This is a genomic window from Comamonas sp. GB3 AK4-5 (assembly GCF_041320665.1).
Classification (GTDB): Bacteria; Pseudomonadota; Gammaproteobacteria; order Burkholderiales; family Burkholderiaceae_C; genus Comamonas.
The window spans coordinates 4,133,361-4,158,608 of record NZ_CP166730.1 but is presented as its reverse complement, the minus strand read 5'-3'; the positions used below and the strand labels follow the sequence as shown (position 1 = coordinate 4,158,608).

Here is a 25,248-nt window from a genome sequence, read left to right as displayed (position 1 = left end):
CCGTGCAATGCCGTGAAGCGCTTCACTCGACGATGGTCAGCTTGGCAATCGCCAGCGCCAGCCACTTGGTGCCATGGCGCGGGAAGTTGATCTGGGCGCGGGCGTCGTCGCCCGTACCCTCCACCGCCAGCACCTTGCCCTCGCCAAACTTGGCGTGGAACACCGTGATGCCCTTGACGATGCCATGACCGGGCACTGCCTTTTGCGCTGGCACCACGGGGTTGGCAAACACCTCGGCAGACTTGGAGCCAAATGAGCCCCTGGAGCCCGTCCCCCATGCGGGAGCAGCTCCCGACTTGGGAGCAAAACTGCCAAAACCGCCCTTGGCCGTCAGCCATTTGAGGCAGCCCTCGGGCAGCTCATCCAGAAAGCGGCTGGGCAGGTTGAAGCGCGTTTGCCCATGCAGCATGCGGCTTTGCGAGTGGCTCAGATACAGGCGCTTGCGTGCGCGGGTGATGGCCACATACATCAGCCGGCGTTCTTCCTCCAGGCCGCCGCGGTCGCTCATGGCGTTCTCGTGCGGGAACAGGCCTTCTTCCAGCCCGCCGATAAAGACCACGTCAAACTCCAGGCCCTTGCTGGCATGCACCGTCATCAGTTGCACGGCCTCTTGGCCGGCCTGGGCCTGGTTGTCACCGGCCTCCAGTGCCGCGTGCACCAGAAAGGCGGCCAGGGGCGACAGGGTTTCGCCGGTTTCGGCGTCCGTGTCCCTGGACACGCCACCCAGAGGCAAGTCCAGTAGCGGGAGCGAAGCATCCAAACCCTGGCTGGCCGGGCTTTGCGTCAGCGCGGCATCGGGGCGGCTGTGTTCGTCAATGGGCAGGGCAATCGCGTCCTTGCCAAAGCCTTCCTGGGTCACAAAGCTCTCGGCCGCGTTCACCAACTCCTTCAAGTTCTCGATGCGGTCCTGGCCTTCTTTTTCATTCAGGTAGTGGTCGATCAGGCCGCTAACTTCCAGCATGCGCTCAATGGTCTGGCGCAGGCTTTTGCCCTGGGTTTCTTCGCGCAGCACATCGATTTTTGCCACAAAGCCCTGCAGCTTGCTGCCTGCCGCGCCGCCCACGGCGGTGACGGCATCGCTGAGCGAGCAGCCCGCGGCGCGTGCGGTTTCCTGCAGCGTCTCCGCGCTGCGCGCGCCAATGCCGCGCGCAGGGAAATTCACCACGCGCAAAAAGCTGGTGTCGTCGTGCGGGTTCTCCAACAGGCGCAGATAGGCCAGGGCATGCTTGATTTCGGCCCGCTCGAAAAAGCGCAGACCGCCATACACGCGGTAGGGCACGCCGGCGTTGAACAGCTTGCTTTCAATTACCCGGCTCTGGGCATTGCTGCGGTAGAGCACGGCGATTTCCTGGCGCGCCACCCCGTCTTGCCGCACCAGGTTGCGGATTTCTTCCACCATCCAGCTGGCTTCGTCCAGATCGGTGGGGGCCTCGTACACGCGCACCGGCTCGCCCGCACCCTGGGTGGTGCGCAGGTTCTTGCCCAGGCGCTGGCTGTTGTTGCTGATGAGCTGGTTGGCACAGTCCAGGATGTTGCTGAAGGAGCGGTAGTTCTGCTCCAGCTTGATCTGGTGCTGCACATCGAACTCGCGCACAAAGTCGCTCATATTGCCCACGCGCGCACCGCGGAAGGCGTAGATGCTTTGGTCGTCATCGCCCACGGCCAGCACGCTGCTGGCGGACTGCATGCGGCCGGCCACCATTTCGCCCGCCAGTTGCTTGAGCCAGGCGTATTGCAGCTTGTTGGTGTCCTGAAACTCGTCCACCAAAATAAAGCGAAAGCGGCGCTGGTAGTGGGCCCGCAAATGGGTGTCGTCACGCAGCAGCTCGAAGCTGCGCAGCATCAGCTCGCCAAAGTCCACCACGCCTTCGCGCTGGCATTGGTCTTCGTACAGCTGATAGAGCTCCACTTTTTTCTTGGTGTCGGGGTCGGCGGCCACCACGTCCTTGGGCCGCATGCCTTCTTCCTTGCAGCCGGCGATGAACCAGGAGAGCTGCTTGGGCGGAAAGCGCTCCTCGTCCACCTGGTGCTGCTTGCACAGGCGCTTGATGGCCGAGAGCTGGTCTTGCGTATCCAGGATCTGGAAGGTGGCAGGCAGGCCGGCGGCCGCATGGTGGGCGCGCAGCAGGCGGTTGCACAGACCGTGGAACGTGCCAATCCACATGCCGCGCACATTCACCGGCAGCATGGCCGTCAACCGCGCCACCATTTCCTTGGCAGCCTTGTTGGTGAAGGTGACGGCCATGATGCCGCCCGGCGTGACCTGCCCGGTCTGCAGCAACCAGGCGATGCGCGTGGTCAGCACCCGCGTCTTGCCCGAGCCGGCACCGGCCAGGATCAGCGCATGGCCGGCCGGCAGCGTGACGGCCGTCAGCTGCTCCTCATTGAGGTTGGCCAGCAAGGGGGAGTGGTGGGTGGACGCGGAAGAGCCTTCGGCGTCATCGAGCAGGTCAAGCGGAAACATAGCGGCATTGTAGAAATCCCCAGCCCTTCCGGAGCGTTTCTCCATCTAAGTCCCAACTCCAGGCCTTTCTATCTGCACGCAACCAGCGCAACCCACGCCAGGACACCGCGCAAGGGCCGCCCCGCAGCGCCGGTGTCGTCCCCCTCCGGCGCATAGCACCAGAGAGGGGGAAGGCGCGCAGCGACTCAGGGGGTTATATGCTTTTACATATACCCGGCATGGCATGCCGACTTAGCCCTTTCCGGCAGGCTGCCGGGTAGAATCAATCACCGGGCCCAAGATTCTTGTGGTCCGGTTTTTTTTGCCCATTGTTTTGTGACAGGGCCCAGAACCGGCCTCCAAGCCAAGCGCCTTTCTCGACAATCTCTGCGGTGGGCGAGACTGCCGCATCCTTATCAGGAGCTTGGAATTCAATGGAAATCTTCGACTACGACAACATCCTGCTGCTGCCCCGCAAGTGCGTGGTGGAAAGCCGCTCGGAATGCAATGCCAGCGTGGAGCTGGGCCGTCGCACTTTCCGCCTGCCCGTGGTGCCGGCCAATATGAAAACGGTGTTGGACGAGAAGATCTGCAAATTTCTGGCGCAGCACGGCTATTTCTACGTGATGCACCGCTTTGACATCGACAACCTGGCCTTCACCAAGGCCATGCAGTCGCAAGGCCTGTTCGCCTCGATCTCGCTGGGTGTCAAGCAGCCGGACTACGCCATAGTGGACCGCTTCGTGGCCGAAGACATCTGCCCCGAATACATCACCATCGACATTGCCCACGGCCATGCCGACAGCGTGAAGAACATGATCCAGTACCTCAAGGCCAAGCTGCCCGAGGCCTTTGTGATTGCCGGCAACGTGGCCACACCCGAGGCCGTGATCGACCTGGAAAACTGGGGCGCCGACGCCACCAAGGTGGGCGTGGGCCCGGGCAAGGTCTGCATCACCAAGCTCAAGACCGGTTTTGGCACCGGCGGCTGGCAGCTGTCGGCGCTGAAGTGGTGCGCCCGCGTGGCCACCAAGCCCATCATTGCCGACGGTGGGATCCGCAGCCATGGCGACATTGCCAAGAGCATCCGCTTTGGCGCCACCATGGTGATGATTGGCTCGCTGTTCGCCGGCCATGAAGAATCGCCCGGCCAGACCGTGGAAGTGGACGGCGAGCTGTTCAAGGAATACTACGGCTCGGCCAGCGACTTCAACAAGGGCGAGTACAAGCATGTGGAAGGCAAGCGCATTCTGGAGCCCATCAAGGGCAAGCTGCAAAACACCTTGATCGAGATGGAGCAGGACGTGCAGTCTTCCATCAGCTACGCCGGCGGGAACAAGCTGATGGACATCCGCAAGGTGAACTATGTGGTCCTGGGTGGCGACAACCAGGGCGAACACCTGCTGATGTAAGCCCCAGGCAGCAGGCCCGTCCTGCTGCAAGGTGTGACTGCAAAAAGTTACATCTCAGCAAAACCGAAGCTGCCTGTGCGCACAGGCCTTGGATTCCCAGCCCATATCACGGTGGAATCCTTGGCCTATACGCACAGGCAGCTTCTTTTTTGGGAGCGTTTTACCGATTGCGTGCATCGCGCATTGGCATGGCGCAGCCCACTGGTGCAAGCCATCTGCAAGCTCCGCCGCGCCACACTCGGCATCATGGCGCCGACGAGAGCCGCCCTAGGAGACCATGCATTGACCACCCCCACCCCACCACCCTCTTTGCGCATCGCCGTGCTGGGCACCGGCCTGATGGGCGCCCCCGTGGTGCGCCGCCTGTGCGAAGCCGGCCACCAGGTGCAGGTGTGGAACCGCACCCGTGCCAAGGCCGAGGCCTTGCAGGCCCATGGAGCCATCGTGCATGACACGCCTTGTGCGGCAGCCGCGCGCAGCGACATGGTGCTCAGCCTGCTGCAGGACGGCGGTGTGGTCGGTGAAGTGCTGTTCGGCATGGGCAGCGAAAGCGCGGTGCATGGCATGCGTGACGGCGGCCTGTTCATCGACATGGCGTCCATCCAGCCTCGCCAGGCACGCGACCACGCCTCGCGCCTGGCCGAGCGCGGCCTGCGCCACCTGGACGCCCCCGTCTCCGGCGGCACCGTGGGCGCCGAGGCCGGCAGCCTGGCCATCATGGTCGGCGGCAAGGCCGAAGACTTTGCCCGCGCCCAGCCGCTTTTTGCCCCGCTGGGCCGCGCCACCCATGTCGGCCCGCATGGCGCAGGCCAACTGGCCAAAACAGCCAACCAGATGATTGTGGGCATCACCATTGGCGCCGTGGCCGAGGCCTTGCTGCTGTGCGCCAAGGGCGGTGCCGACATGGCCAAGGTGCGCGAGGCCATCTCCGGCGGCTTTGCCGACAGCCGCATCCTGCAGTTGCATGGCCAGCGCATGGTGGAGCGCGACTTTGCCGCCCGCGCCAAGATGAGCGTGCAGCTCAAGGACATGCGCAATGCCCTGGCCACGGCCAGTGAAATCGGCTTTGACGCACCCATTACCCAGCTGTTCGAGCAGCTCTACGCCGATGGTGTGGAGCATGGCCTCAACGAGCTGGACCACAGCGGCCTCTTCGTGGAACTGGCCAGCCGCAACGCCATGCAGTGAGTTTTTTTGCCTTTTTTGGGGCTGCAATCTGACAGTCGGAAAAAATTGGCGCATAATAGCGGGCTTCCGGGTGCTACGCAGTCGGAATACGAATGAAGTGGGCTCTTAGCTCAGTTGGTAGAGCAGCGGACTCTTAATCCGTTGGTCGAGTGTTCGAATCACTCAGGGCCCACCACTTTTTCACCGGCTTGGCTGCCTGGCCAGACCGGCACCTTCGGGAAGCTTTCAGGGCTTTTCGGAAGGGCTCTTAGCTCAGTTGGTAGAGCAGCGGACTCTTAATCCGTTGGTCGAGTGTTCGAATCACTCAGGGCCCACCAGTTTTTTTCGCTTTGCCGAAGCACCTCCGGTGCATATCGGTCAGGCATCCTGCACAAGCACTCGCTTGCGCCAGGGCTCTTAGCTCAGTTGGTAGAGCAGCGGACTCTTAATCCGTTGGTCGAGTGTTCGAATCACTCAGGGCCCACCAGTTTTCTCAGGACATGTGAACGATCTCCTCGCGGAACGCCTGCAGAGAGATTGCCGACATGTTCTTCGCCCACCCTGGCTGTCCACGGTGGGCTTTTTGCTGGGCGCTGCCCGGCTTGCATGCGTGCTTTTTCGCTCACCCCTACTGCGCGCACCCCGACCCTAAGCTGGCACACTGCACAGCGCTGTGGCATTGCGCAGTCATTGCCCCTCGTTCAAAGGAACCCGCACCATGCACCCCCATGCCGATACCCTGTGGCGCGGCCCACGCTGGACCCTCGCCGTGCTGTTGGCCGTGCTGGGCATGCTGGGGCCTTTTGCCATCGACACCTATTTGCCGGCCTTTACCGGCATTGCCCAGGCACTGGACGCCACGCCGGTGCAGATGCAGCAAACGCTGTCGGCCTATCTGTTCGGCTTTGCCTTCATGAACCTGTTCCACGGAGCCCTGGCCGACAGCTTTGGCCGCCGCCCCGTGATTCTGTGGGGCCTGGCCGTGTTCACCCTGGCCTCGGCCGGCTGCGCGCTGTCGGACAGCATCGGCCAACTGGTGTTCTTCCGCGCGCTGCAAGGCCTGTCCACCGGCGCAGGCGTGGTGGTGTCGCGCGCCATCGTGCGTGACCTATTCCACCCTACCGAAGCCCAGCGGGTGATGAGCCAGATCACCATCTTCTTCGGCGTGGCCCCGGCCATTGCCCCCATGCTGGGTGGCTGGCTGTTTGTGCACCTGGACTGGGCCAGCATCTTCTGGGCACTGACCCTGATCGGCGTGCTGCTGCTCATCGTCAACTGGCGCCAGCTGCCCGAGTCGCTGCACGCATCCCAGCGCCAGCCCTTTGATGTGCGCCACCTGATGCGGGGCTACAAGCAGCTGTGCCTGGACCCACGCTTTGTGCTGTTGTCCCTGGCCAGCGGCGTGCCCTTCAATGGCTTTTTCCTCTATGTGCTGTCGTCACCAGCTTTTCTGGGTGATCTGCTAGGTCTGGGTCCCACCCAGTTTTTCTGGCTGTTTTTGCTGACCATTGGCGGCATCATGGGTGGTGCCTGGGTCAGCGGCCGCCTGGCCGGGCGCATCGCGCCCAAGCGCCAGATTCGCCATGGCCTGCTGATCATGACGCTGGTCTCCATCGCCAACGTGGTGGCCAATTTGCTGTTCCCCGCCCATGCCGGCTGGGCCTTGCTGCCGGTGGGCATTTACGCCTTTGGCTGGTCGCTGATGGTGCCCGTGGTCACCCTGCTGGTGCTGGATCTGTACCCGCAGCGCCGAGGCATGGCTTCTTCGCTGCAGGCCGTGGTGGGCTCCACCGCCAACGGCGTGGTGGCCGGCGTGCTGGCCCCGTTGGTGATGCATTCGGCCATCGCCCTGGCACTGGCCTCTGGCGGTCTGATGTTGATAGGGCTTTGCTCCTGGATTTATCTGCACCGCCGCTGGCCCGAAATCGGCCGCACAGCAGAGTAAGCAAAGCCTCGCGGCTTGGTGTGAATCATTTGGGGCAGAGCCAAAGCGCAGCCGGACTTCTCCAGCCCACTCCGGCCGCCTTTTATGGGTTTCGTGCTGCATAGCCAGTCTCAAAAACAGAGCACCCATAGCGCTTGCTGTCTTGCTTTTCAATGCTTTTTACCTGATTAGGTACTTATCTCAGGCACTGTTGTGAAGTAATGTTCCGAAGCCGGGTCTCGCCCCGGCGGGCGACCTACCTTCTTGCTCGCACAAGAAGGTAGGCGAAGAATGCGCCCCTGCTATCCCCGACCCCAGCGCTACCGCGCCGGGGCAACCTGCATCACCCAGCACACAGGGCCTGGCGCAGAACTCTCTGCGCGCTTAGAGCGTGTTCAAAGTCTCCTGAGCAAGAGCCCCAAGAACGCCAGATGGACGAACTGCAAGCTGGTGTTGAGCCAACGCTCGCAGTTTTTCCATAACCTTCTGTTCTTCTCCAGCCAGGCGAAGCTGCGCTCCACTACCCAGCGCTTGGGCATGACCTTAAAGCTGTGCATCTCGCTCCTCTTGGCGATTTGCACCGTCACGTGCTCGCCCAGAATCTCTTGTACGCCCTGCGCAAAGGGCTGGCCCACGTAGCCGCTGTCGCACAGCACGCCTTGCACTCGCCCCAACGTCCGCTTACAGCGCTGCAGGGCCTGCAGGGCACCTTTGCGGTCCGTTACCTCGGCCGTGGTCACCGCAATGGCATGTGGCAGCCCCTGCGTGTCCACCGCAATGTGGCGCTTGATCCCACAGACCTTCTTGCCCGCGTCATAGCCCTTCAGCCCCGCCGTGTCCGTGTTCTTCACGCTCTGCGCGTCCACAATCAAGAACGCGCTGCATGCGTTGCGCCCCAGTTTCTCGCGGGCCGCGCCAACCTGATTTTTTTAAAGCCTGCTCCAGCAGGCTGCCTTCCTCGCGGGGCTCGCTCCAGATCGCCCAGTACGAATGCACCGTGCGCCACTTGGGAAAGTCGCTGGGCAGCGCTCGCCACTGGCAGCCCGTGCGCAGCAGATACAGCACGGCGCAGAACACCTCGTAAAGCTCCACCTTGCGTGGGGCCGTCCTTTTGCGCGCACTCTCCAGCATTGGCCGGATCACTTCGAACTGCTCGCGCTTGATATCGCTGGGGTAGCCTTTTCTCATCCTGCGAGCTTCTCACATCTGGCGAGACTTTGAACACGTTCTAAGCGGGTGAGGGTCCGCCGCAGCCTGGAAAAGATAGTGGCATTGCTTGCAATGCTTTGCTTTCCTACGCTGAACACCCGCAATGCTTTGGTACGCTCGTCGCTTCGCAAGAGGAGACCGCATGAAGCACTTGCTGGGATGGGCAGCAGCCGCCACCGTGGCGTGGACAGGGCAAGCCCAGGCATTGGATATACAGAACGTCACCCCGCAAGGGCAGGTGGCGGAGATTCGCCAGCTGGTGGTCCGGCTGGATGCCGACGCCGTGGCATTGGGCTCGGCCGAGGGGCCGGCACCGGTCGACATGGCCTGCACCCCCGATGCGCTGCCCGGTGGCAGCGGCCGCTGGAACAACGCCCGTGAATGGGTCTGGCAGTGGAACAGCCCGCTGCCCCCGGGCACGCGTTGCACCGTCACGCCCAAAAAATCATTCAAATCGCTTGCAGGCGCAGCACTGACAAGCAGCAAACGCTATCAATTCGAGACGGCCGGCCCCTTTGTGCGCCAAATCTGGCCGCGCAGCTGGCAGTCCATCGACGAGGAGCAGTTCTTTGTGCTGCAACTCAGCGGTGCGGCCACAAGCAAAAGCCTGAGCGAGCATGTGCATTGCCAGGCCGAAGACGTGGGCGAGCGCATTCCCGTGCGCTGGATCGAGGGCAAGGACCGCGACGCCCTGCTGCAGTCCCAGGTCTGGGACAAGGAACTGCTGAAAAAATCGCCCGACCAATTTGCCGTGCTGGCCTGCAACCGCCGCCTGACCGCGGGCAGCAGCATGCAACTGGTCTATGGCAAGGGCGTGGCCGGCCCGCAAGGCGTGGCCAACCGCGAGGAAAAGCGCTTTGACTACTCGGTGCGCGAAGCCTTCAGCGCCGAAACCCATTGCGAACGCGAAAACGCCCAGGCCGGCTGCCTGCCCGTGCGCCCCATGCGCCTGTCTTTCACCGCGCCCGTGCCGCGTGCCCAGGCCGAAAGCATCCGCCTGGTGGGCGGGGGCGACACCCTCAAGCCGGTGCTGGAAAACGAGGGCGGCGATGTGCGCAGCCTGCGCTTTGAAGGCGGGCTCAAGCCGCTGACGCCTTACAAGCTGGAGCTGCCCAAGGATTTGCGCGACGACGCGGGCCGCCCGCTGCGCAATGCCTCCATGTTCCCCCTGATCATCAAGACGGGTGACACGCCGCCGCTGGCCAAGTTCGCGGCCGCACCATTCGGCATCGTGGAGCGCTTTGCTGAAGGGCCGGACGGCCCGGCGCTGCTGCCCGTCACGCTGCGCAAGGTGGAGCCGCAGCTGGATCTGTCCGCCTCTCAGGTCAGCACGCTGAAGGCGCAAAGCGACGCCGACATCATCCGCTGGCTGGACAAGGTGCACCGCTACCACGAGGGCTCGGTGTCCCGCAAACGCGCGGGCAGCGATCTCAAGTCCCCGCTGCCGCCGGTGATCGACGCAGACCAGCGCCACTATGTCGCCACGCGCCAGCTCTCCCTGCTGCAGGGCCAAAGCGGTGTCGAGCGCCTGCAGCTGCCCAAGGGCAGCAAGGACGATCCACGCCCCTTCGAGGTGGTGGGCATTCCGCTGTCTACGGGCTTTCATGTGGTCGAGATTGCCTCGCCCCGTCTGGGCGAAGCCCTGCTGGACGAGCGCTATGGCGACAATCGCACCATGTATGTGCGCACCGCCACCCTGGTCACCAACCTGGCCGTGCACTTCAAGCTGGGCCGCGAAGGCTCCATGGTCTGGGTGACTTCGCTGGACAAGGGCAAGTCCGTGGCCGACGCCCAGGTCCAGGTCTCCGACTGCCGTGGCAAGTCCGTGGCACAGGGCCGCACCGATGCCCAGGGCATGTTGCGCTTGCCGCAGCTGCCCGATGAGGCACCGCGCTGCGATGACCAGCATGGCAGCGGCGCCTACTTCATCAGCGCTCGCGCCACCCAGGCCGGTGTGGCCGATATGGCTTTCACCTGGAGCGATTGGCAAAAAGGCATAGAGCCCTGGCGCTTCAACGTGCCCGTGTCCTGGTATGGCGAGCGCCAGCAGGTGGCGCATACGGTGATGGACCGCACCCTGGTGCGTGCCGGTGAAACCGTGTCCATGAAGCATTTCCTGCGCACCCAGACGCTGGCTGGCCTGGGCCTGCCCAAGCAATGGCCGCAGGAGGCCGTCATCACCCATGTGGGCAGCGGTCAGCAGTTCAAGCAGGCGCTGCAGTGGCGCACCACGGCCAGCGGCGGCAAGAACGCCGAAAGCAGCTTTGCCGTGCCGCGCGCGGCCAAGCTGGGTGAATACATGGTGGAGCTGCGTCTGCCCGATGGCAGTTCCATGGACTCGGGCAGCTTCCGTGTGGAGGCCTTCCGCCTGCCCGTGCTGCAAGGCCAGGTGGCTCCGGTGGCCAAGGGCCCCTTGGTGCGTCCGGCCAAGCTGGAAGTGGGCGTGCGCCTGGATTATGTCAACGGTGGCGCCGCCGCTGGCCTGCCGGTGCAGGTCACGGCCATGGTGCGTCCGCATTACGCCAGCCTGCCCGGCTGGGACGACTACAGCTTCGGCACGCCCCAGTCCCAGCGCGGCGGCGAAGGTGAGGACGGTGGCGAAGCCACCGAGCACAACCGCATCGTGCTGGACCGTGCCCCGCTGAAGCTGGACAAGCAAGGCCAGGGCCAGGTAGTGATCGACAAGCTGCCCGCATCCGAGCAAGCCCAGGACCTGGTGCTGGAAGCCACCTATGCCGACCCGAACGGCGAGATCCAGACCCTGCGCAGCACGCACACCCTGTGGCCCTCGGCCGTGGTGGCCGCTGTGCGCGCCGAAGGTTGGGCCGCAGCCGGTCAGCAACTGCGCTTTCAGGCGCTGGCCCTGGGGTTGGATGGCAAGCCCAAGGCCGGAGCCTCGCTGGCGGTCAAGGCCGTGCTGCACACCACCACGTCGGCGCGCAAGCGCATGGTGGGGGGCTTTTATACCTACGACAACCACGAAAGCAGCAAAGACCTGGGTGAGGTTTGCAGCGGCAGCAGCGACAGCCGCGGCCTGCTGCTGTGCAACACCAAGCTGGAGCAGTCCGGCGAGGTGGAGCTGATTGCCATTGCCAAGGACGACAAGGGCAATGCTGTGCAGGCCGCCACCAGCGTGTGGATCACACGCCAGGGCGAGCTGTGGTTTGGCGGCCAGGACCATGACCGCATGGACTTGCTGCCCGAAAAGCGCAGCTACGAGCCCGGCGAAACCGCGCGCCTGCAGGTGCGCATGCCCTTCCGCCAGGCCACGGCCCTGGTGACGGTGGAGCGCGAAGGCATTCTGGATGCCCGCGTGGTCGAGCTGCATGGCGACAACCCGACGGTGGACGTACCCATCCAAAAGGAATGGGGCCCCAATGTCTACGTCAGCGTGATGGCGCTGCGTGGCCGCCTGGTCGAAGTGCCCTGGTACAGCTTCTTCACCTGGGGCTACAAGACCCCCCGTGCCTGGTGGCAGGCTTTCTGGCATGACGGCAAGCAGTACGTGGCACCCACGGCCCTGGTCGATCTGTCCAAGCCGGCCTACCGTCTGGGCATGGCTGAGCTGCAAGTGGGCCAGAAGGGCCAGACCCTGCAGGTCAGCGTGACCCCGGAAAAGAACAGCTACCGCATCCGCGAAACCGCCCGCGTGACCATCGAGGTCAAGCGACCCGATGGCAAGCCTGCAGCCGGTGCCGAAGTGGCCCTGGCCGCGGTGGACCAGGCCCTGCTGGAGCTGATGCCCAATGCCAGCTGGCAGCTGCGCGACGCCATGTGGCAGCGCCGCAGCTGGGGCGTGCAGACCGCCACGGCGCAGATGGAAATCATCGGCCGCCGCCACTATGGCAAAAAGGCCGTACCCGCCGGCGGTGGCGGTGGCCGCGCACCCACACGTGAGCTGCTGGACACCTTGCTGCTGTGGAACCCGCGTGTGGTGCTGGACGCCCAGGGCAAGGCCACGGTGGATGTGCCGCTGAACGATGCCCTCACCGCCTTCCGCATTGCGGCCGTGGCCGATGATGGCGTGCAGTGGTTTGGTACCGGCGATGCCACCATCCGCACCACGCAGGATCTGCAAATCGTCAGCGGCCTGCCGCCGCTGGTGCGTGAGGGCGACCAGTTCCGCGCCCAGCTCACGCTGCGCAACACCACCACCGCAGCCATGCAGGTGGAGTTGAGCCCACGTGCCACCTGGCTGGACCTCAAGGCCCAGACCGTGGACATTCCTGCCGGTGAATCGCGCGAGGTGGTCTGGGAGGTAACCGTGCCCGCCGCCCTGGGCCAGAGCCGCAGCCAGCAACTGCTGTGGGAAGTGCAGGCCAAGGACAAGAAGAGCGGTGCCAGCGACACGCTGAAGATCAGCCAGCGCGTGGATGCGGCCGTGCCGCTGTCGGTGCAGCAATCGGTGCTGCAGCAGCTGGACGGCCCCTGGAACCAGCAGGTCAGCTTGCCGGCCAATGCCCTGCCGGGTCGCGGCGGCCTGCGCCTGAACTTCAGCCCCCAACTGGCCGGTGGCCCGGATGGCCTGCCGGGCGTGCGCGCCTGGTGGGAACGCTATCCCTACACCTGCCTGGAGCAGACCACCAGCCGCGCCATCGGCATGAAGAATGCCGATTTGTGGCGCAGCAGCATGGAAAGCCTGCCCACCTACCTGGACAGCGACGGCCTGGCCCTGTACTTCCCGGTATCGGACGGCCAGCGCGCCCAGGGCAGTGACAGCCTCACCGCCCACCTGCTGAGCGTGGCCCATGCTGCGGCCCAGCTGGATACGGCCTTTGCCATCCCCGGCGCCCAGCGCGCCCAGATGGAGTCCGGCCTGATCGCCTTTGTCGAAGGGCGTCTGCAGCGCAAGTTCTGGAGCCCGCGCCAGGACTTGCAAGAGCGCAAGCTGGCCGCCATTGCCGCCCTGGCATTGAGCGGCAAGGCCCAGGCCCGCATGCTGGGCAGCATCGACATCACGCCGGTGCAATGGCCCACGCACACGCTGATCGACTGGATCACCGTGCTGCACAAGGTGCAGGACGTACCCCAGCGCGAAGAGCGCCTGGCCGAAGCCCAGCAACAGCTGCGCAGCCGATTGAGCTACCACGGCAGCCAGCTGGCCTTCAGCACCGATGCCCAGGACCGCTGGTGGTGGCTGATGCAGGACACCGACAGCAATGCCGCACGCCTGCTGCTGCTGGCCATGGGCGACAGCTCCTGGCATGCGGAACTGCCGCGCATGGTGGCCGGTCTGCTGGCCCGCCAGCAAGGCGGCGCCTGGGGCACGACCACGGCCAACGTCTGGGGTGGGCTGGCACTGCGCCAGTTCTCGCGCCAGTTCGAGTCCACGCCGGTCAATGGCACCACCACCACGGTGCTGGGCGCCCAGTCCGTGAATGTGGACTGGAAGAACGTGCAGACCCAGCCTGCCGTGGCCGCCACCGCGCAGGACGGCGCCGCGCTGGACGCACTGACCTCGGTCCTGGCCGGTGGCGTGCAGCAAGACCCGACCCAGCCACAGCGCATCTACATGCCCTGGGGTGACCGTCGCCAGGGCGAGCTGCGCATCACCCACCATGGCGCAGGCAAGCCCTGGGTCACGCTGCAATCGCTGGCCGCCGTGCCTCGCAAGCAGGCCTTCAACGCCGGCTATGCCGTGCGCAAAACCATCACCGCGGTGCAACAGGGTGAAGGTGCCAGCGCCGGTAGCTACCAGCGCGGCGATGTGCTGCGCGTGCGGCTGGAAGTGGAGGCTGGCGCCGACATGACCTGGGCCGTAATCAACGACCCCATACCGGCCGGCGCCACCATCCTGGGCAGCGGCCTGGGCCGGGACTCCGAAGTCGCCGTGGTCGGTCAGAAGCCGGCCGAAGGCGCCTGGCCCGCCTTTGAAGAGCGGGCGCAGGACGGCTTCCGGGCCTACTACGCCTACCTGCCCAAGGGCAAGTCGGCGGTGGAATACACCATGCGCCTGAACAATGCCGGCACGTTTGCGCTGCCACCCACCCGGGTCGAAGCGCTGTACGCCCCGGAAATGTTTGGTGAGGCGCCCAACGCTACCATGCAGGTGACCCAGGGCAAGCCCTGATGGGCCGAGACTGTGCTGCCGCTGTCCATGGATGGCAGCAGCACAGCCCTTGAACCAGCGCCGCGCGGCTTTGCCGCTGCGGCGTTTTTTTGTGGCCAAGCCTTATGCCGGCTCCTGGCCTGGCCGCTGCCCGCTGGAGCGGATCTGTACGGCGCGACGACATTTCGTAAATCCTCTTGTTGGAGTCGCTGCACCAAGGCAGGATCTGCTGGACCAAGCTTTTGGAGGTACTGCCATGCACCATCTGCTGACCTACCACTACACCGCCGACTACCTGGAGCGTCGCGGCGCCTACCGCAATGTCCATATCGCCAAAGCCTGGCAGGCCCAGGCACAGGGCCTGCTGCTGCTGGCCGGCGCGGTGGGCGACCCGCCAGACCGCGCCGTCTATGTGTTCGACGTGCCCAGCACGGCGCCCATCGAAGCCTTTGTGCAGGATGACCCCTACTACCAGAACGGTCTGGTCGCCCGCTACGAGATCCAGCCCTGGACCACGGTGGTGGGCAAGGACGCCAAGACGCCGATCCGCCCGACGTGAGAGGGGGCTGTGCCGTCGCTTCACCCATGGGGAGCCAGAGGCTTGACGGGCGCCTAAGGTGCCAGCCGTTTCCACCAAGTCGTCGGGCTTTCTCCTGTGAACCGGGTGAAATCCCTCACCATGTGAACCTGGTCCGCATAGCCGCATGCTGAGGCAAGGTCCGCCCAACTGCCGGCCCGGTGGCGTGCCTGGGCGAGCACGCAGTGAAATCGCACCATCTGTGCAACGGTCTTGGGCGTCAGTCCTATCTCATCGCGGAATTTGACGGCGAGATGCTTTCGGCTCCAGCCGATCTCACGGGCAATAGCCTCTATTTTTCCCCTGCCCTGCGATTGCCGCAGTCGCTCAAAGGCCCACGCCGTTGCGGCATCTCTCCCCTCTGTGCGATGCAGACGCCTGGCGAGAAAATGCTCCACCATATCGAAGCGCCGCTCCCAATCGGCCTCGGAATTCAGCTGCTCGCGCAGTGCGGCGCCTGTGTTTCCAAGCAGATCTTCCTGCGTGACCATGCATCCCGTCATTTCGTGCAGAGGCAGCGCAAAAAAACGGCGGGCTCCGGTAGGGGTGAAGCTGACCGTGATGCAGGAGCTCTTGCCCTGTGAATCGATCACGGCAGGGCCGGCCACGAGGCCGGCCACAAAGCTCCCCGGCGTGGTGCAGGCCTGTATCGCTTTGCCCATCTTGACGAAGAAGGGCTCTCCAAAGCTGATGATCCAGGGGATTTCGAGCCGTGCAGGTTGAACCTGCCGCAACGGCACCATGCCGCCTTCCTGGTAGGCGGAGATTTCGACCACAGCGTGTCGGAGCAGGGCATGGGGAATCCGACGGCGCAAGCTCACAGCTGCCGCAGGTGGAGGAAGAGGGCCGGCAGGGGTTTCGATCCAGTTCAGCATGGCAGATACCTGGTGGTTGAGCTGCTTGAAAAAACCGATGGCCATCAGCGTGGGCAGTTTCTTTTCATTGCCTACGGTTTTGCAAGCCTGCGTTGCGTGGCGAGGTCACATTTCTTCAAGACAGGTCGGAGGCTTTTGCTGAGCATGGGTTTTTCCACTTCAGGAGCACGACATGACCCAAGACCTTCTACGCATTTTCGATGTCAACGCCATTCTCCATACCCTTCCGCTGGCCAATCTCACACAGGGAGCGGCAGAAGCGCAGGACGTGGATGCTTTCCCCATGCAGACCGCTTTCGGAACTGGGGGGCTTTACATCGGCAGCTTTGTGGGATTGACCCCTTGGGAAAACCATCCCCACACGGATGAGCTGCTGTACGCCGTGGAAGGGGAGGTAGAACTCACGTTGCTGACAGAAGCTGGGCCGCAGACAGCGATGCTGAGGCAAGGCAGTGTCTGCATCGTGCCCCAAGGTCTATGGCATCGGCAGCTGGCGCACCAGCCCGTCAAACTGTTGACGATCTCGGGGGATGCACAAATCTCCTGGGCCGATGATCCACGAGTGCCCTGATTTTCATGGGAAGTGGCTGTAAAGCTTATGCCTGTTGCGCTGATAGCTCTGTTTTTGTGAGCTTGTGCTTGTGGTAAAGCGCAACAGCTGTGCATGCGTGTTGCCTGTCATGGCCCTGTCACGTGCATGACCGACAACAGGGAGTTACCCGTCATGGCCTTGACACATGCATTGCCTAGACTGGCTGCATGTCGACGATTCAACTGGAAGCCATCGCCAAGTCCTGGGGCAACACCACGGCACTGAGGGCGATGGACCTGCAGATTCCTGCAGGCTCGTTTTGTGTGCTGCTAGGCCCTTCGGGCTGTGGCAAATCCACCACCTTGCGCATCATTGCCGGCCTGGAATCGGCCAGTTCCGGCCGGGTACTCATCGGCGGAAAAGATGTGACCCATCTGCCACCGGCAGAGCGCGGCATTGCCATGGTGTTTCAGAACTACGCCCTGTTTCCCCATCTCTCCGTGGGCGAGAACATCGGCTTTGGCCTGTCCGTGCGCAAAGTGCCCAAGGCGGAAGCCAGCCGGCGCCTGCAGGAGGCGGCCGAGCTGCTGGGCCTGACCCATTTGCTGGACCGCAAACCCGGCCAGCTCTCGGGTGGTCAGCAGCAGCGCGTGGCCCTGGGTCGGGCGCTGGTGGCCCAGGCCCATGTGTGTTTGATGGACGAGCCCCTGTCCAATCTGGACGCCCAGCTGCGTCAGGAAATGCGTGCCGAGCTGCGCGAGCTGCAGCAGCGTCTGGGCCTCACGGTGGTCTATGTGACCCACGACCAGGCCGAGGCCATGAGCATGGCCGACCAGGTGGTGCTGCTGCACCAGGGTAAGGTGGAGCAATGCGCTGCACCGCGCACCATGTATGCACAACCTGCTACCACTTTCGCAGCAAAATTCATTGGCACGCCGGCCATGAATTTGCTGCAGCTGCAGGGTGATGCCATCGCCGGCAGCGAAATACGTCTGCCCGCGCCCGCCGGTGCGGCCTGGTTGGGCCTGCGGCCCGAAGCCGTGCGCTGGGTGGATGCCGGGCGCGACGGCGTGGCCGCCACCGTGGTGGGGCAGGAATACCTGGGCGCCGATGTGGTGCTGCGCTGCCAGATCGGCAGCGAGCAGTTCGCGGTGCGCGCGCCCGGCCAGCAGCAGGCCGCGCAAGGGGCTGCGGCCTCGCTGGCCTGGCTGCCGCAGGACATGCATTTTTTTGACGCGCAAGGCTGCCGCATGGCCTAAGAACGTGTTCAAAGGGCCAGGCCGCGCTTTCTGTCCCCCACTTGCCCGTTTTCGCCCATTTCCCCCTCTCGTTTCTTTCCCCTCTCGCCTGGAGTTCCCATGCAACGCAACACCTTTTTGAAGTCCATGCTCGCCACCACGGCCACCATGCTGGGCCTGAGCGCCACCGTGGCCCAGGCTGCCAATCCGCTGGAAGTACCGTTTTATTACCCCGTGGCCGTGGGTGGCCCCATCACCAAGGTGATTGATGGCTATGCGGCCGAGTTCAATCAGGCCCATCCCCAATACAAGATCACGCCGATTTACGCCGGCACCTACCAGGAAACCATCGTCAAGGCGCTGACGGCCAACAAGTCCGGCAAGGCCCCTGCCACCTCGGTGCTGCTGTCCACCGATATGTTCACGCTGATTGATGAGGACGCCATCGCCCCCATTGATGACTTTGTGAAGACCGATGCCGACAAGGCCTGGCTCAAGGGCTTTTACCCCGCCTTCATGGCCAACAGCCAGACCGGGGGCAAGACCTGGGGCGTGCCCTTCCAGCGCTCCACCGTGGTCATGTACTACAACAAGGACGCCTTCAAGGAAGCAGGCCTGGACCCGAACAAGGCCCCCGCCACCTGGAAGGAGCTGAGCGAGGCCGCCCAGAAGCTGACCAAAAAGGACGCCAATGGCAATGTCACGCAGTACGGCATCCAGATTCCCTCCACCGGTTTTGCCTACTGGATGCTGCAGACCCTGACCACGCCCAATGGCGTGCTGCTGGCCAACGAGGCCGGCACCAAGGTCACGTTCGACAACCCCAAGGTGGTCGAGGCGCTGGACTTCTGGGTGAATCTGACCAAGCAGGGCGTGCACCCCAAGGGGGTGGTGGAGTGGGGCACCACGCCCAAGGACTTCATGGAGAAAAAGGCTGCCATCATCGTCACCACCACCGGCAATCTGACCAACCTCAAGGCCAATGCCAAGTTTGACTTTGGCGTGGCCCAGATCGCTGGCAATGTGCGCAAGGGCTCGCCCACTGGTGGCGGCAATTTCTACATCTTCAAAAAGGCGGCCAAGGAGCAGCAGCAAGCTGCCTTTGAATTCGCCAAATGGGTGACCCAGCCCGAGCGCGCCGCGCAGTGGAGCATGGACAGCGGCTATGTGGCCGTCTCGCCCGCTGCCTATGACACGCCGGCGCTGAAAAAATACGGCCAGGACTTTCCGCAAGCTCTGGTGGCCCGCGACCAGCTGCCGGTGTCGGTGGCCGAGTTCTCCACCCACGACAACCAGCGCGTGACCAAGGTGCTGAACGATGCGGTGCAGGCCGCATTGAATGGCAGCAAGACGTCGGCCCAGGCGATGAAGGATGCGCAGCGAGAAGCGGACCGCATCCTGCGTTCGTACAAGTAAGCGGCGTCAACACAAGGCCTGATATGTCGTTGCCCAGCCTTGCCGTAGCGCTGCTACTGCCTGCGGCTGGGCGCCTCGTCTCAGACCTTGTGCTGCCACCTTGGATGGTGGTGATTTGAGATGGCAAACAGAGAAATTTTGGGAATGCGTGCTTCTTCTTCCTCCATCGCCGGTTCGGGCCAGCGCAGCATCCACGCCTGGTTGCTGCTGCTGCCTGCGCTGGTGCTGCTGGTGACCTTCACCCACTGGCCGGCCGTGGCCACCTTGATCGACAGCTTTTATTCCACCCCCAAGGGCGTGCGCGCCGCAGTGTGGGTGGGGCTGGAGAACTACGAGGTCATGGCGGACGACCCGGTGTTCTGGCAGGCTGTGCGCAACAACCTGTGGTTTGCGGCGGCCACGATTCCGGCATCCATTGGCCTGGCGCTGCTGATGGCGCTGTGGGTGAACGAGCGCATCGCCGGGCGCATGTGGGTGCGCATGGCGTATTTCACGCCCACGGTGCTGCCCATGATTGCCGTGGCCAATATCTGGCTGTTTTTCTACACGCCGCAATACGGCCTGCTGGAGCAGGTGACCGGCGCCCTGGGCCTGCCCTCGCACAACTGGCTGGGTGACCCGCGCACGGCCCTGGCCTGCGTGACTTTGGTGGCGGTGTGGAAGGAGGCCGGCTTCTTCATGATTTTCTACCTGGCCGCGCTGCAGACGCTCAACCCCAGCCTGAAAGAGGCGGCGGCCATCGAAGGCGCATCGCGCTGGTATTTCTTCCGCCGCGTGCAATGGCCGCTGCTGATGCCCACCACGCTGTTTGTGCTGGTGAATGCCGTGGTCAACGCCTTCCGCCTGGTGGACCATGTGTTCATCTTGACGCGTGGCGGGCCGGACAACGCCACCAGCCTGCTGCTCTACCACCTGTACGAGGTGGGCTTCAAATTCTGGGACACGGCCTATGCCGCAGCCATCACCGTGGTGCTGGTGGTGGTGCTGGCCAGCGTGGCGCTGTTTCAGTTCTTTGTTCTAGACAAAAAGGTGCACTACAAATGAATGCAGCACCTGCCGTGATTTACCGCCACAGCTGGTTGGACACCCTGTCCGCCTGGGTGCTGGCCCTGCTGTGGATACTGCCGCTGGCCTATGCGGTGTGGACGGCTTTCCACCCCAGCGACTACGCCATCCGCTTTGACCTGAGCGCGCCGTGGACGCTGCAGAACTTCCGCAACGCCTGGGAAGCCGCGCCGTTTGCGCGCTATTTTTTCAACACCACGCTGCTGGTGATCATCATCCTGGTGGCGCAGATGATTCTGTCCACCCTGGCGGCTTTTGCCTTTGCACGCTATGAATTCCGGGGCAAGCACATTGCCTTTGCCCTGGTGCTGGTGCAGCTGATGATCATGCCGGACATCTTGCTGGTGGAGAACTACAAAACCATGGCCAATCTCGGCTTGGTGGATACCTTGTTCGCCATTGGCCTGCCGTACTTTGCCTCGGCCTTTGCCATCTTTTTGTTGCGCCAGACCTTTATGGGCATCCCCAAGGAGCTGGACGAGGCCGCACGGGTGGAAGGTGCCAGTACGCTGCAGATTCTGTGGCGCGTTTATGTGCCGCTGGCCAAGCCGGTCTACACCGCGTTTGCGCTGGTGTCGGTCAGCTTTCACTGGAACAACTTTCTCTGGCCGCTGATCATCACCAACAGCGTGGAGTCGCGCCCGCTCACCGTGGGGCTGCAGGTTTTTTCCAGCGTGGAGCAGGGGGTGGATTGGTCCACCATTACCGCCGCCACGTTGATGACTTCGGCGCCGCTGCTGCTGGCCTTTATCCTCTTCCAACGCCAATTCGTCCAAAGCTTTATGCGCGCTGGGATTAAATAAAAAGGAAGGACTTGCGAAGCCTTGCGGCTTCGCGGGGCTTCTTTTTGAGGCGGCCATACCGCGCTTCATGCGTTGTTGCTCGCCCTTGCCGTACAGGCGTACTGTCTGCGGGCGAGGCGCCTAGCCTGAAGCGCGGTCTGGCCGTTGTGGGAGGGGATTGGGTGCCCGCTACGCTGCCTGAGCCCGCTCCTGCCGACATGGTTGAATTCCGCTCCTGTATCTGGAGCGTCTGTAGCGCGCTACAGCTGAATGAGCGGTCGATTTGATTCAAAAATCTCCAACAAGGACGCTGCAGCGCGCAGCGAAAAACCCATGCAATTGCTGAGCTGGAATGTGCAATGGTGCTGCGGGCTGGATGCGGTGGTCAGCCCCGAGCGCATAGCGGCCCATGCGCTGGCCATGGGCGCCGAGGCCGGTGGCTTGGATGTGCTGTGCTTGCAGGAAGTCGCCGTGGGCCATGGCGGTCTGCAAGGCGGGCCGGGCGACCAGGTGGCGCAGCTGCGTGCGCTGCTGCCGGGCTGGCAGGTGTTTTTCGCGGCTACCACCGAAGGCTTTGATGCCCAGGGCCGCCACCGCGCCTTTGGCAATCTGGTGGCCACGCGTTTGCCGGTGGCCGAAGTGGCCCAGCACCGCCTGCCCTGGCGGGCCGAGGCCGGCGTGGTCAGCATGCCGCGCGGCTGCCTGGTGGTGACGGTGTGTGACTCCGCATTGGGCCTGGTGCGGGTGATGACCACGCATCTGGAATACCACAGTGCCAGGCAGCGCCAGGAGCAGGTGCGTGCCTTGCGTGCCCTGCATGCCGAGGCGCTGGCGCAGTGTGCAGCCCAACCCGGTGCAGCCGCTGTGGCCACACCCTATGCCACGCCGGTGCATACCGAGCATGCCGTGCTCTGCGGCGACTTCAACCTGGAGCCGCATGAGGCTGAATACGCTCAACTGGTGGCACCAGCCGGGCCGGGCGAAGCCGTATTCCACGACTGTTGGCCATTGCGGCACCCTGGCAAAAAACAGCCGGACACCTTTCGCCTGTTCGACCGTACCTGGGGCCCCGAGCCCGGTGCCTGCGATTTCGTCTTGGTCAGCGACAGCCTGCAGGGTCAGGTGCGCAGCTGGCACACGGACAGTGCCACCCAGCTGTCCGACCACCAGCCCGTGTGCGTGACCCTGGGCTAGAAGTCGGACGGTTTCTGATGGTTTGCCGGAGAGGGCCCATGCAGCGCAGCGGGCCTTGCACCCCAACCCACAACGCCCAAACAGCGCTTCAGGCGCGGCGTGTGCCCGCAGACAGTACGCATGTACGGCAAGGGCGCGCAACAAAGCATGAAGCGCTGTATGGGCGCCTCCAAACGGAGCGCCCAACCTGGTAAAAAAGCCAAGTTAAAAGCAAATTAGCAAGGCCATTGGCCGAGTCGGTAGGCACTGTCCCAGAACATCCATTCGAGTCGTGCGGCATCGGTATACGCCTGGTGCATCTCTTCCAAGGTGCGCGCATCGGCCTGGGCCGCCAGCGCATCGATGGTGGTGCGCACCCGGGCGACCAGGGCGTGGAATTCCTCGCCGGCATAGGTGTCCACCCAGCTTTGGTAAGGGTTGTTCGGCTGTGCCTCGGCCAGGATGGCGCGGCCCACTTCGGCGTAGATCCAGAAGCAGGGCAGCAGCGCGGCCAGGGCCACGGGGTAGCTGCGGCTCCAGCCCATGGACTGCAGATAGTGCACATAGTGGTGGCAGACGGGGGACAGCGGTGTGGCTTCAAACTGCTCCGCGCTCACCGCGTATTCGCGCATGAATCCGTCGTGCAGGGCGCGCTCCACCACCACGGCCTCTTCGGCAGCCTTGGCAAACTGCACCACGCCCTCGGCGTCATGGGCCTTGGCGGCGGCCACGGCCAAGCTGCGGCCAAAGGCCACCAGGTAATGCGCGTCCTGGATCATGTAGTGCTGAAAGCGCTCGCGCGACAGTGTGCCGGCGGCCAGTTCGCGGTTGAAGGGCAGGGCCAGCGTGGCATTGAACAGGGGCAGGTTGCGCTGCCAGGCAGCATCGGTAAAGCAAGGCGTGCTCATGTTTTCTTTCTCCGGTCGGCAGATGCACACCCGGTGCGGGTGCGCAGGCAAACGCCCATCATCGCCCATCTGTTGCGGAAAACAGGGCATAGGCCCCCTGGTTGTGGGCTTTGTGGTGGGCTTTGCGGAGGCCATGCACGGCGCAAAGCCGCTGCAGCTCTGCTACAACCGCGGCTGGTGTTTTTTGTGGGTGTTGTCCGTGGCTGCTGCTGTGCGTGGGTCTTTGTCGTTGTTTCGAGTGGGGTGCCTGCGTTGGGCGCTGCGCCTGTGCCTGGCCGTTGGCCTGCTGCCTGCCGCCTGGGCCTTGCCCAGCTACCAGGAGGTGCGCAGCGACTTTCGCCCCTCGGAAACCTGGCTGCTCTCGCGCGAGGGTGAGCCCCTGCAGCGTTTGCGCACCGACGCCACGGTGCGCCGCGGAAGTTGGACGCCGCTGACCGACATCTCGCCCGCGCTGCGCATGGCCCTGGTGCTGAGCGAAGACCAGCGTTTTTATGCCCACAGCGGCGTGGACTGGGCGGCCGTCACGGCCGCGGCCTGGGGCAATCTGTGGAACACCCGCACGCGCGGCGCCAGCACCATCACCATGCAGCTGGCGGGTTTGCTGGACGAGGACTGGCGCCAGGGCGGCAGCGGCCGCAGCGTGACGCAGAAGCTGGGCCAGGCCGTGGCGGCGCAGCGGCTGGAGCGCAGCTGGCGCAAGGACCAGATTCTGGAGGCCTATCTGAACCTGGTGCCGTTTCGCGGCGAGATTGTGGGCATAGACGCGTTGGCACGCAGCCTGTTTGGCAAGGCACCGCATGGGCTGGACCTGCAAGAGGCCGCCATTGCCGCAGCCCTGGTGCGTGCGCCCAATGCCAGTGCCCAGCGCGTGGCCCAGCGCGCCTGCGGCGTATGGCGCGACATGCTGCGCGCCCAGGCTGCAAAAAACAGCAAAAATGAGAGCGCAGAGCCAAACTGCGAGGGGCTGGAGTGGCAACTGGGGCAATTGCTGCAGCAGCGTCGCTGGCCGGCCAGCGAGGGCGATGCCCCGCACTTTGCCCGCCAGTGGTTGCAGCGCGTGCCCGACCCAAGCAAGCCCGCCGAGCTGCGCACCAGCTTGCGTGCCGATGTGCAGCGTCTGGCCTTGCGCAGCTTGCAGCAGCATCTGCGCGAGCTGTCGGGGCGCAATGTAGAAGACGGGGCCGTGGTGGTACTGGACAACGCCAGTGGTGAGGTGCTGGCCTGGGTGGGCTCGTCGGGCAGCCTGAGCCAGGCGGCCGAGGTCGATGGTGTGCTGGCGCGGCGCCAGCCCGGCTCCACGCTCAAGCCTTTTCTCTATGCCCAGGCGATTGCCGAAAAGCGGCTGACGGCAGCTTCGTTGATCGAAGATTCATCGGCCCAGATTCGCACGGCCAACGGCCTTTACATCCCGCAAAACTACGACCGCAGCTTCAAGGGCTGGGTCTCGGCACGCACGGCGCTGGGGGCCTCGCTGAATGTGCCTGCGGTGCGCACCCTGGTCATGGTCACGCCCGATGCATTCTTTGAGCAACTGCAGGCCCTGGGCCTGCGCCTGCCCGAAAGCGGTGGTTACTATGGCTACAGCCTGGCCCTGGGCAGCAGCGAAGTCACGCTGCTGGATTTGACCAATGCCTATCGCGCACTGGCCAACCAGGGACGCTGGCAGCCCGTGCGCTGGGGCAGTACCCCCCAGCCCGCCGCGCAGCAGGCCGTGGATGCTGGTGCGGCCTTTATCGTGGGCGATATGCTGGCCGACCGCAATGCGCGTGCCATGACGTTTGGCCTGGACAGCATGCTGGCCACGCGCTTTTGGACGGCCGTGAAAACCGGCACCAGCAAGGACATGCGCGACAACTGGGTGGTGGGCTGGTCGGCGCGCTACACCGTGGGGGTGTGGGTGGGTAATGCCAGCGGCGCGGCCATGCACAGCGTCAGCGGCGCCAGTGGCGCAGCGCCGGTATGGGCCGAAGTCATGGGGCATTTGCATGCCAACCAGGCCAGCCGTGCACCGCAGGCACCGGCCGGCCTGGTGCAACAGGCCGTGCGCTATGGCAGTGATCCGCACACCGGCATGCCGCTGGAGAGCGCGCGCCAGGAATGGTTTCTGCCCGGCACGGCACAGGCCGAGTTCCGCATGGAACGCAGCAGCCCAGGCAGTGCCACCGTGGGCGCGGGGCGCATTCTCCAGCCCGTGAGTGGCAGTGTGTTGGCTCTGGACCCCGATATTCCGCCCAACCGCCAGCGGGTGCAGTTGCGTGCCCGCGCCAGTACGGAGCGTGAATCCAGCCAGTGGCGCTGGCGTGTGGCCGGAGACACCGTGCCCGCCGCGCGCCGTGAGCTGGGCCGGGGCCCCGAGGCCCAGTGGCTGCCCTGGCCCGGGCGCCACCGCATCGAGTTGCTGGGGGCCGATGGCAAGGTGCTGGATAGCGTGCAGCTGGAGGTGCGCGGCGCAGGTGTGCGCTAGCAAACACGGGCAGG

16 protein-coding genes and 3 tRNA genes are annotated in these 25,248 nt (G+C 64.1%); 15 read left to right on the top strand and 4 right to left on the bottom strand.

Annotated elements, in window-relative coordinates:
* Positions 1 to 22 precede the first annotated feature (22 nt).
* Positions 23 to 2,464, bottom strand: a complete 2,442-nt coding sequence (locus tag ACA027_RS18590) for a UvrD-helicase domain-containing protein (RefSeq protein WP_370679671.1) — start codon at positions 2,462 to 2,464, stop codon at positions 23 to 25.
* A gap of 413 nt (positions 2,465 to 2,877) precedes the next feature.
* Between ACA027_RS18590 and ACA027_RS18585 the strand changes: the two genes are divergently transcribed.
* The 6 genes from ACA027_RS18585 (at position 2,878) to ACA027_RS18560 (ending at position 6,967) form a co-directional block, all read left to right on the top strand.
* Entirely contained in the window at positions 2,878 to 3,855 is a 978-nt protein-coding gene (locus ACA027_RS18585) for a GMP reductase (RefSeq protein ID WP_370679670.1), read from the top strand.
* A 339-nt stretch (positions 3,856 to 4,194) separates the two neighbouring features.
* Positions 4,195 to 5,043 carry an NAD(P)-dependent oxidoreductase gene (locus ACA027_RS18580; RefSeq protein WP_370682628.1) on the top strand — a complete coding sequence of 283 codons (849 nt, stop codon included), beginning with the start codon at positions 4,195 to 4,197 and terminating at the stop codon, positions 5,041 to 5,043.
* Between the two features lie 99 nt (positions 5,044 to 5,142).
* A tRNA-Lys gene (locus tag ACA027_RS18575) sits at positions 5,143 to 5,218 on the top strand.
* 66 nt (positions 5,219 to 5,284) lie between these two features.
* Positions 5,285 to 5,360: transfer RNA gene (locus tag ACA027_RS18570), tRNA-Lys, on the top strand.
* 73 nt (positions 5,361 to 5,433) lie between these two features.
* Positions 5,434 to 5,509, top strand: a tRNA-Lys gene (locus tag ACA027_RS18565).
* A 231-nt stretch (positions 5,510 to 5,740) separates the two neighbouring features.
* Positions 5,741 to 6,967, top strand: a complete 1,227-nt coding sequence (locus ACA027_RS18560) for a multidrug effflux MFS transporter (RefSeq protein WP_370679669.1) — start codon at positions 5,741 to 5,743, stop codon at positions 6,965 to 6,967.
* A gap of 374 nt (positions 6,968 to 7,341) precedes the next feature.
* Here ACA027_RS18560 and ACA027_RS18555 read toward each other — a convergent pair.
* Positions 7,342 to 8,134, bottom strand: a protein-coding gene (locus tag ACA027_RS18555; protein ID WP_370678786.1) for an IS5 family transposase whose coding sequence is annotated in 2 segments (ribosomal slippage) — positions 7,342 to 7,876 and positions 7,875 to 8,134 — 795 coding nt in all. Because the reading frame shifts where the segments join, the coding sequence is not laid out codon by codon here.
* A 163-nt stretch (positions 8,135 to 8,297) separates the two neighbouring features.
* Between ACA027_RS18555 and ACA027_RS18550 the strand changes: the two genes are divergently transcribed.
* Positions 8,298 to 14,225: an alpha-2-macroglobulin gene (locus ACA027_RS18550; protein ID WP_370679668.1), complete on the top strand. Its 5,928-nt coding sequence runs from the start codon at positions 8,298 to 8,300 to the stop codon at positions 14,223 to 14,225.
* A gap of 235 nt (positions 14,226 to 14,460) precedes the next feature.
* Positions 14,461 to 14,763: a YciI-like protein gene (locus tag ACA027_RS18545; RefSeq protein ID WP_370679667.1), complete on the top strand. Its 303-nt coding sequence runs from the start codon at positions 14,461 to 14,463 to the stop codon at positions 14,761 to 14,763.
* 53 nt (positions 14,764 to 14,816) lie between these two features.
* Here the strand turns inward: ACA027_RS18545 and ACA027_RS18540 are convergent, their stop codons facing one another.
* On the bottom strand, positions 14,817 to 15,701 hold the full coding sequence (locus tag ACA027_RS18540; RefSeq protein WP_370679666.1) for a helix-turn-helix domain-containing protein: 885 nt from the start codon (positions 15,699 to 15,701) through the stop codon (positions 14,817 to 14,819).
* A gap of 127 nt (positions 15,702 to 15,828) precedes the next feature.
* Here ACA027_RS18540 and ACA027_RS18535 point away from each other — a divergent pair, with 127 nt between their 5' ends.
* The 6 genes from ACA027_RS18535 to ACA027_RS18510 all read left to right on the top strand — a co-directional run bounded on the left by ACA027_RS18535 (position 15,829) and on the right by ACA027_RS18510 (position 21,883).
* Positions 15,829 to 16,227, top strand: coding sequence for a cupin domain-containing protein (locus ACA027_RS18535; RefSeq protein WP_370679665.1), 399 nt, complete (start codon positions 15,829 to 15,831; stop codon positions 16,225 to 16,227).
* A gap of 188 nt (positions 16,228 to 16,415) precedes the next feature.
* On the top strand, positions 16,416 to 17,447 hold the full coding sequence (locus tag ACA027_RS18530) for an ABC transporter ATP-binding protein (RefSeq protein ID WP_370679664.1): 1,032 nt from the start codon (positions 16,416 to 16,418) through the stop codon (positions 17,445 to 17,447).
* A 99-nt stretch (positions 17,448 to 17,546) separates the two neighbouring features.
* The gene (locus ACA027_RS18525; RefSeq protein WP_370679663.1) at positions 17,547 to 18,842 is read left to right on the top strand and encodes an ABC transporter substrate-binding protein; all 1,296 of its coding nucleotides are present in this window, start codon (positions 17,547 to 17,549) and stop codon (positions 18,840 to 18,842) included.
* A 144-nt stretch (positions 18,843 to 18,986) separates the two neighbouring features.
* Entirely contained in the window at positions 18,987 to 19,886 is a 900-nt protein-coding gene (locus ACA027_RS18520; RefSeq protein WP_370679662.1) for a carbohydrate ABC transporter permease, read from the top strand.
* Entirely contained in the window at positions 19,883 to 20,710 is an 828-nt protein-coding gene (locus ACA027_RS18515; RefSeq protein ID WP_370679661.1) for a carbohydrate ABC transporter permease, read from the top strand. Before ACA027_RS18520 ends, ACA027_RS18515 begins: the two co-directional genes overlap by 4 nt.
* Before the next feature lie 312 nt (positions 20,711 to 21,022).
* Entirely contained in the window at positions 21,023 to 21,883 is an 861-nt protein-coding gene (locus tag ACA027_RS18510; protein ID WP_370682627.1) for an endonuclease/exonuclease/phosphatase family protein, read from the top strand.
* Positions 21,884 to 22,098: 215 nt separating this feature from the next.
* On the opposite strand, the gene tenA is transcribed toward ACA027_RS18510, so the two are convergent.
* A complete protein-coding gene (gene tenA, locus ACA027_RS18505; RefSeq protein WP_370679660.1) occupies positions 22,099 to 22,770 on the bottom strand; it encodes a thiaminase II in 672 nt (223 codons plus the stop codon).
* A gap of 247 nt (positions 22,771 to 23,017) precedes the next feature.
* On the opposite strand from tenA, the gene pbpC reads away from it, so the two are divergent.
* A complete protein-coding gene (pbpC, locus tag ACA027_RS18500) occupies positions 23,018 to 25,234 on the top strand; it encodes a penicillin-binding protein 1C (RefSeq protein WP_370682626.1) in 2,217 nt (738 codons plus the stop codon).
* The last annotated feature ends 14 nt before the right edge of the window (positions 25,235 to 25,248 follow it).